General features: G+C 43.8%; 3 protein-coding genes, 6 tRNA genes and 2 rRNA genes. 10 read left to right on the top strand and 1 reads right to left on the bottom strand.

Annotated elements, in window-relative coordinates:
- Positions 1-7 precede the first annotated feature (7 nt).
- From BW727_RS08690 to BW727_RS08655, 8 genes are all read left to right on the top strand, one after another.
- A 23S ribosomal RNA gene (locus BW727_RS08690) occupies positions 8-2,923 on the top strand.
- Between the two features lie 100 nt (positions 2,924-3,023).
- A 5S ribosomal RNA gene (rrf, locus tag BW727_RS08685) occupies positions 3,024-3,139 on the top strand.
- A gap of 20 nt (positions 3,140-3,159) precedes the next feature.
- Positions 3,160-3,232 (top strand) — tRNA-Val (locus BW727_RS08680).
- A gap of 45 nt (positions 3,233-3,277) precedes the next feature.
- Positions 3,278-3,350, top strand: a tRNA-Lys gene (locus tag BW727_RS08675).
- Positions 3,351-3,373: 23 nt separating this feature from the next.
- Positions 3,374-3,446: transfer RNA gene (locus tag BW727_RS08670), tRNA-Thr, on the top strand.
- A gap of 5 nt (positions 3,447-3,451) precedes the next feature.
- Positions 3,452-3,523: transfer RNA gene (locus BW727_RS08665), tRNA-Gly, on the top strand.
- 11 nt (positions 3,524-3,534) lie between these two features.
- A tRNA-Arg gene (locus tag BW727_RS08660) sits at positions 3,535-3,608 on the top strand.
- 19 nt (positions 3,609-3,627) lie between these two features.
- Positions 3,628-3,701 (top strand) — tRNA-Pro (locus tag BW727_RS08655).
- Positions 3,702-3,795: 94 nt separating this feature from the next.
- Here BW727_RS08655 and BW727_RS08650 read toward each other — a convergent pair.
- The gene (locus tag BW727_RS08650; RefSeq protein WP_062471103.1) at positions 3,796-4,503 is read right to left on the bottom strand and encodes a glucosamine-6-phosphate deaminase; all 708 of its coding nucleotides are present in this window, start codon (positions 4,501-4,503) and stop codon (positions 3,796-3,798) included.
- Between the two features lie 231 nt (positions 4,504-4,734).
- On the opposite strand from BW727_RS08650, the gene BW727_RS08645 reads away from it, so the two are divergent.
- Positions 4,735-5,199 carry a CtsR family transcriptional regulator gene (locus BW727_RS08645; RefSeq protein WP_062471106.1) on the top strand — a complete coding sequence of 155 codons (465 nt, stop codon included), beginning with the start codon at positions 4,735-4,737 and terminating at the stop codon, positions 5,197-5,199.
- 36 nt (positions 5,200-5,235) lie between these two features.
- Positions 5,236-7,719, top strand: a complete 2,484-nt coding sequence (locus tag BW727_RS08640; protein ID WP_062471109.1) for an ATP-dependent Clp protease ATP-binding subunit — start codon at positions 5,236-5,238, stop codon at positions 7,717-7,719.
- The last annotated feature ends 23 nt before the right edge of the window (positions 7,720-7,742 follow it).

The following is a 7,742-nucleotide window of genomic DNA, read 5'->3' as shown; positions in this document are numbered from 1 at the left end:
TGACTCAGGTTAAGTGAATAAGGGCGCACGGTGGATGCCTTGGCACTAGGAGCCGATGAAGGACGGGACTAACACCGATATGCTCCGGGGAGCTGTAAGTAAGCTGTGATCCGGAGATTTCCGAATGGGGGAACCCCATATCTGTTATAGGATATGACGTAGACGTGAATACATAGCGTGTACGAGGTAGACGCAGGGAACTGAAACATCTCATTACCTGCAGGAAGAGAAAGAAAAATCGATTCCCTGAGTAGCGGCGAGCGAAACGGGAAAAGCCCAAACCAAAGAGCTTGCTCTTTGGGGTTGTAGGACTGGGACATGGGATGACGTGAGATAGCAGAAGCCAACTGGAAAGTTGCGCGATAAAGGGTAAAAGCCCCGTATGCGAAATTGACCGTCACCCTACCAGTATCCTGAGTACGGCGGAACACGCGAAATTCCGTCGGAATCCGGGAGGACCATCTCCCAAGGCTAAATACTCCCTAGTGACCGATAGTGAACCAGTACCGTGAGGGAAAGGTGAAAAGCACCCCGGAAGGGGAGTGAAAGAGTACCTGAAACCGTGTGCTTACAAGTAGTCAGAGCCCGTTAATGGGTGATGGCGTACCTTTTGTAGAATGGACCGGCGAGTTACGATCCCATGCGAGGTTAAGCTGAAAAGGCGGAGCCGTAGCGAAAGCGAGTCTGAATAGGGCGAAGAAGTATGTGGTCGTAGACCCGAAACCAGGTGACCTACCCATGTCCAGGTTGAAGGTGCGGTAATACGCACTGGAGGACCGAACCCACGTATGTTGAAAAATGCGGGGATGAGGTGTGGGTAGCGGAGAAATTCCAATCGAACCTGGAGATAGCTGGTTCTCTCCGAAATAGCTTTAGGGCTAGCCTCGGACGTATAAATCATGGAGGTAGAGCACTGTTTGGACTAGGGGCCCTTCTCGGGTTACCGAATTCAGATAAACTCCGAATGCCATTGATTTAAGTCCGGGAGTCAGACTGCGAGTGATAAGATCCGTAGTCGAAAGGGAAACAGCCCAGACCACCAGCTAAGGTCCCAAAGTATCTGTTAAGTGGAAAAGGATGTGGGGTTGCATAGACAACTAGGATGTTGGCTCAGAAGCAGCCATCATTTAAAGAGTGCGTAATAGCTCACTAGTCGAGTGACCCTGCGCCGAAAATTTACCGGGGCTAAACAGATCACCGAAGCTGTGGACAGAACCATTGGTTCTGTGGTAGGAGAGCGTTCTAAGGGCGTTGAAGCTGGACCGTGAGGACTGGTGGAGCGCTTAGAAGTGAGAATGCCGGTATGAGTAGCGAAAGACGGGTGAGAATCCCGTCCACCGTATGACTAAGGTTTCCTGGGGAAGGCTCGTCCTCCCAGGGTTAGTCGGGACCTAAGCCGAGGCCGATAGGCGTAGGCGATGGACAACAGGTTGATATTCCTGTACCAGTTGATTTTGTTTGACCAATGGAGGGACGCAGGAGGCTAAGGAAAGCGTGCGATCGGAAGAGCACGCCCAAGCAACACGTCTAGTGGTGAGTCAAATGCTTACCGCTGTGAAGGACAAGTTGTGATGGGGAGGGAAATTTAGTACCGAAGTTCCCAATGTCACACTGCCAAGAAAAGCTTCTAGTTAGAAATCAACTGCCCGTACCGCAAACCGACACAGGTAGTCGAGGAGAGCATCCTAAGGTGAGCGAGCGAACTCTCGTTAAGGAACTCGGCAAAATGACCCCGTAACTTCGGGAGAAGGGGTGCTGACCACATGGTCAGCCGCAGTGAATAGGCCCAAGCGACTGTTTATCAAAAACACAGGTCTCTGCTAAATCGAAAGATGACGTATAGGGGCTGACGCCTGCCCGGTGCTGGAAGGTTAAGAGGAGAGGTTAGCCGCAAGGCGACGCTTTGAATTGAAGCCCCAGTAAACGGCGGCCGTAACTATAACGGTCCTAAGGTAGCGAAATTCCTTGTCGGGTAAGTTCCGACCCGCACGAAAGGCGTAACGATTTGGGCACTGTCTCAACGAGAGACTCGGTGAAATTATAGTACCAGTGAAGATGCTGGTTACCCGCGACAGGACGGAAAGACCCCATGGAGCTTTACTGCAAGTTGATATTGATTGTTTCTGCTACACGTACAGGATAGGTAGGAGCCGTAGAAGTCGGGACGCTAGTTTCGATGGAGGCATCATTGGGATACTACCCTTGTAGCAGGACCAGTCTAACCCGCCACCCTAATCGGGTGGGGAGACAGTGTCAGTTGGGCAGTTTGACTGGGGCGGTCGCCTCCTAAAGAGTAACGGAGGCGCCCAAAGGTTCCCTCAGAATGGTTGGAAATCATTCGTAGAGTGCAAAGGCAGAAGGGAGCTTGACTGCGAGACAGACAAGTCGAGCAGGGACGAAAGTCGGGCTTAGTGATCCGGTGGTACCGCATGGAAGGGCCATCGCTCAACGGATAAAAGCTACCCTGGGGATAACAGGCTTATCTCCCCCAAGAGTTCACATCGACGGGGAGGTTTGGCACCTCGATGTCGGCTCGTCGCATCCTGGGGCTGTAGTCGGTCCCAAGGGTTGGGCTGTTCGCCCATTAAAGCGGCACGCGAGCTGGGTTCAGAACGTCGTGAGACAGTTCGGTCCCTATCCGTCGCGGGCGTTGGAAATTTGAGAGGAGCTGTCCTTAGTACGAGAGGACCGGGATGGACACACCTCTGGTGTACCAGTTGTTCTGCCAAGAGCATCGCTGGGTAGCTATGTGTGGAAGGGATAAACGCTGAAAGCATCTAAGCGTGAAGCCCCCCTCGAGATGAGATTTCCCATCATCTAGAATGAGTAAGACCCCTGAGAGACGATCAGGTAGATAGGCTAGGAGTGGAAGTACAGCGATGTATGGAGCGGACTAGTACTAATCGGTCGAGGACTTAACCACGAATAAAACAAGGTGGTTGTAATGGCTTTGGTCAGCTGTTCATTGTGTTATGGATTCAGTTTTGAGGGAACGCAATGTTTCTTCAATTAAATAGAAAATGTGCGGTGACAAGGGCAAGAAGGTCACACCTGTTCCCATCCCGAACACAGAAGTTAAGCTTCTTAGCGCCGATTGTAGTGAAGGGTTTCCCTTTGTGAGAGTAGGACGTTGCCGCGCATTTTCTTTTTTTTGTTTACGGAGATTTAGCTCAGCTGGGAGAGCGTCTGCCTTACAAGCAGAATGTCGGCGGTTCGATCCCGTCAATCTCCATTGGTATATTTTTAAAACTTAAAAATATACTCATATTAAGTTTTCGAGTCATTAGCTCAGTTGGTAGAGCATCTGACTTTTAATCAGAGGGTCGCAGGTTCGAATCCTGCATGACTCATATACATTTGTATATGTATAAAAGCCGGCTTAGCTCAGTTGGTAGAGCATCTGATTTGTAATCAGAGGGTCGAGGGTTCAACTCCTTTAGCCGGCATATTTGCGGAAGTAGTTCAGTGGTAGAACATCACCTTGCCAAGGTGGGGGTCGCGGGTTCGAACCCCGTCTTCCGCTTTTGGATTTTTGCAGCCATAGCTCAATTGGATAGAGTACCTGACTACGAATCAGGCGGTTGTAGGTTCGACTCCTACTGGCTGCATTTTTACTTTGCTTGTTAACGGGAAGTAGCTCAGCTTGGTAGAGCACTTGGTTTGGGACCAAGGGGTCGCAGGTTCGAATCCTGTCTTCCCGATTAATCGATGTAACAACTCTCTTTGAGAGTTTTTTTTATACAAAAAAAGAGTTCTCACTGTTTAGTTAGTGAGAACTCTTTGCATTCTTAATTTTTATTTTTTAATCAATGTAGCCGCAGCTTTATCAACGATAACCGTAACATCAGGGTGGTTAACTAGAACAGTTGACGGGATAGCTGGATCTGCTTTTGTAGCTGTTACAAGATCTTTAACAGCTTGAGCTTTATTTTCACCAAAAGCCATTAAAATAATTTTTTTAGCTTTCATAATGGAAGCAAGCCCCATTGAATAAGCATAACGTGGAACATCTTCTTCTTTTTCAAAGTTTCTCTTGTTAGCGTTAATTGTTGATTGTGTTAACTCTACCTTATGGGTAACAGAGTCAAGAGCAGTTCCAGGTTCATTAAATGCAATATGGCCGTTTTCACCGATACCAAGAATTTGCAAATCAATAGGGTATTTAGCGAGGATAGCTTCGTAACGTTCAATTTCTGCTTGTTCTTCGTTTACGCCATTTGGAACGAATGATTCTTTAAATGGTTTATGGTTAAATAGTTTTTGTTCCATAAAGTATTGATAACTTTGTTCATGTGTTCCTTCTAACCCAACATATTCGTCTAAGTTGACTGAAATCGCTTCAGAAAAATCGACATCACTCTCTACTAGCTTTTCATAAACACGTTCTGGGGTAGAACCAGTTGCAAGACCAAACACCTTGGCACCATTGTCGAGTGCTTCTCTAATTAGTTGGTAAGCTTTTTCTGAACCTTCTTCAGCTGTTTTAGTATAAAGGACTTCCATTTTATTGTGTCTCCTTTTAATTATATTTGTAACCCCCATAATTTTAATTGTAATTGTCGAACTTGTCAATTGAGGCAAGGCAAGTCTCCTATACTTCAAAATCAACCTATTATGCGTTATAATAGAAGGTCAATAGAGGAGTTCTTTCTTTCTGTTTGACATGAAACCAATAATAGCATAGTATTTTAAGTATGATAGTCAAAATTAGTCAGGTGAAGGGAGGCGGATTGATTGAGTAATCAAAACATGTCTGATATTATCGAAGCCTATATTAAACAGATTCTCAAAAAAGAAGAACAAATTGAAATACGCCGGAATGAAATGGCAGTCCATTTTGATTGTGTCCCCTCTCAGATTAATTATGTCATCAATACTCGTTTTACGGAACAACATGGCTATTTAGTTGAAAGTAAACGTGGTGGTGGTGGCTATATCCGAATTATGAAAGTAACGTTTATGGATGAGGTTGATTTTTTAGATGAAATGATTCGGATAGTGGGTGACACTATTTCTGAGAGAGAAGCTTATGCAGTTATCCAGAATTTGTTTAATAAAAAAGTCATTTCAAAACGTGAAGGTGATTTAATCTTATCAATAATGGATAAGAGTTGTTTACAAACCTTTGGAGAAGATGAAAAAAAAGTCCGTGCGCATTTATTAGTCAAACAATTAAAAAGTTTACGTTTCAAGGAATAAGTAGTCAGTGAAATGGCAGTAAGGGAGGCATCAAGAATGGATGAACTATTTACAGAAAAAGCAAGTCGAGCGATTATCCTTGCGACTGAGGAAGTACAGCTCTTCAAGCATCAATCAATCGGGACGGAACACATCTTGTTAGGTCTTATTCGTGAGCCACAAGGAATTGCAGGGAAAATCCTGCGTGATTTTAACGTTGAGGAGAGACAAGTTCGTGAAGAAATTGAACAGATGCTAGGGTATGGTACTTCACGGCCAACCTTAAATAATTTTGTTCCAATTCCCTTTTCGCCTCGTGCTAAGATCGTCATGATGTATGCAACAACCGAGTCGCAAAAACTTGGTATGAAGTTAGTTGGGACCGAGCATATATTGATTGGCTTACTTAAAGAAGAAGTCTTAGCAGTTAAAATTTTAAAAAATTTAGATATTGATATTAACAAACTTCGTAAAACACTTTATGAAAAAATGGGTGTAAAACAACCACCTAAGGTTTCGAATAGAAATGGTAAGAAAGCAGTCAAAGATGCGGGCTTAACGCCTACTCTCGATTCGCTAGCAAGAGATATGACTAAGCTAGCACGTGAAGATGCACTCGATCCAATCGTTGGGCGTGATTTAGAAGTCAAACGAATTTTACAAGTTATCTCTCGTCGAACTAAAAATAATCCTGTTTTAGTAGGAGAGCCTGGTGTTGGTAAAACAGCAATTGTAGAAGGTTTAGCTCAAAAGATTGTAAATGGAGAAGTACCTGAACAATTAGCTAATAAACGCCTCATGATGTTAGATATGGGTTCTCTAGTGGCCGGTACAAAATACCGAGGCGAATTTGAAGAGCGAATGAAGAAAGTTATCGATGAAGTGTATCAAGATGGAAACGTCATCTTGTTCATCGATGAGTTACATACCTTAATAGGTGCGGGCGGTGCAGAAGGTGCAATTGATGCATCAAATATTTTGAAACCTGCTCTTGCACGTGGCGAACTTCAAACAATCGGTGCAACAACACTGGACGAATACCAAAAATACATCGAAAAAGATGCTGCATTGGAACGTCGTTTTGCGCCTATCCATATTGATGAGCCAACACCTGAAGAAACTGTAGCTATTTTACGGGGTTTAAAATCTCGCTACGAAGACCACCATCAAGTTGATATTACAGATGAAGCGGTAGAAGCAGCGGTTAAATTATCAACACGCTATATTACTTCGCGTCGCTTACCAGACAAAGCAATCGATTTAATTGATGAATCAGCAGCTAAGGTACGTTTAGATACAACAACAGATAAATCAACGGTTGTTAAGTTAGAAGAAGAAATTAAAGAATTAAATCAAGAAAAAGAAGCGGCTATTTTAGAACAAGATTTTTCTAAAGCAGCGAATATTCGAAAGAAAGAACAGTCACGGAAAAAACGTTTGGAACAAGCAAAAATAGAAGCTGTGAAGTCTTCTGAAAATAAGGAATACAGATTAAGTGTGGGAGCAGAAGATGTTGCTCAAGTTGTAGCCTTATGGACAGGTGTTCCGGTTAACCAAATGGAGCAAAAAGAAAGTGACCGTTTGATGCAACTCGAACAAGTTTTACATGAGCGTGTGATTGGTCAAAAAGAAGCGGTTGGAGCGGTATCACGGGCAATTCGCCGTGCACGTTCTGGATTGAAGGATCCTGAGCGTCCAATAGGAAGTTTCTTATTTTTAGGACCAACCGGCGTTGGGAAAACGGAACTAGCGAAAACATTAGCAGAAGCTATGTTTGGCTCAGAAGATGCACTAGTACGCGTGGATATGTCGGAATATATGGAAAAATTTGCGACAAGCCGTTTAATCGGTTCTCCGCCAGGTTATGTCGGGTACGACGAAGGTGGTCAACTAACAGAAAAAATTAGACAAAAACCTTATTCAGTTATCTTGTTAGATGAAATTGAAAAAGCCCATCCAGATGTCTTTAATATTTTGTTACAGGTATTAGATGATGGTCATTTGACAGACTCTAAGGGGCGTAAAGTCGACTTTAGAAATACTATTTTGATTATGACTTCTAACCTTGGGGCAACAGCTCTACGTGATGAAAAATCAGTTGGATTTAATGTAAAAAATGTTCAACATGATTATATCGCAATGGAAAAAAGAATTCGTGAAGAATTGAAAACAAGTTTCCGTCCTGAGTTTCTCAATCGTATTGATGATGCCATTGTCTTCCATTCGTTAGGAAAAGAGGAATTGCATGAGATTGTTAAGTTAATGGCAAATCAAATTGTGAAACGTCTCGTTGAGTTAGATATTCACGTTAAAATAACCTCAGCTGCGATTGATGTGATTGCTAAAGCTGGCTTCGATCCAGAATATGGTGCGCGCCCAATACGCCGTGCTATTCAAAAAGAAGTAGAAGATAAGTTAAGTGAAGAGTTATTAAGTGGCAATATTAATTATGGCGACTCAGTTACGATTGGTGCACGTAGTGGCGAAATTTATGTGACCGTTCGTAAGTCGAATAAAGAGCTAGCTGGTAGTAAAGCTTAAAAAAACGTTGATTCCAATTAAAG

It is taken from the genome of Jeotgalibaca dankookensis (assembly GCF_002005405.1).
GTDB classification, from domain to species: domain Bacteria; phylum Bacillota; class Bacilli; order Lactobacillales; family Aerococcaceae; genus Jeotgalibaca; species Jeotgalibaca dankookensis.
The sequence above is the reverse complement of the archived record's forward strand: the minus strand, read 5'-3'. Positions and strand labels throughout refer to the sequence as shown.

Excerpts from the sequence above, each read along its gene's own strand:
- BW727_RS08650 (WP_062471103.1), bottom strand. The coding sequence starts at position 4,503 with ATGGAAGTCCTTTATACTAAAACAGCTGAAGAAGGTTCAGAAAAAGCT.
- BW727_RS08640 (WP_062471109.1), top strand. The coding sequence starts at position 5,236 with ATGGATGAACTATTTACAGAAAAAGCAAGTCGAGCGATTATCCTTGCG.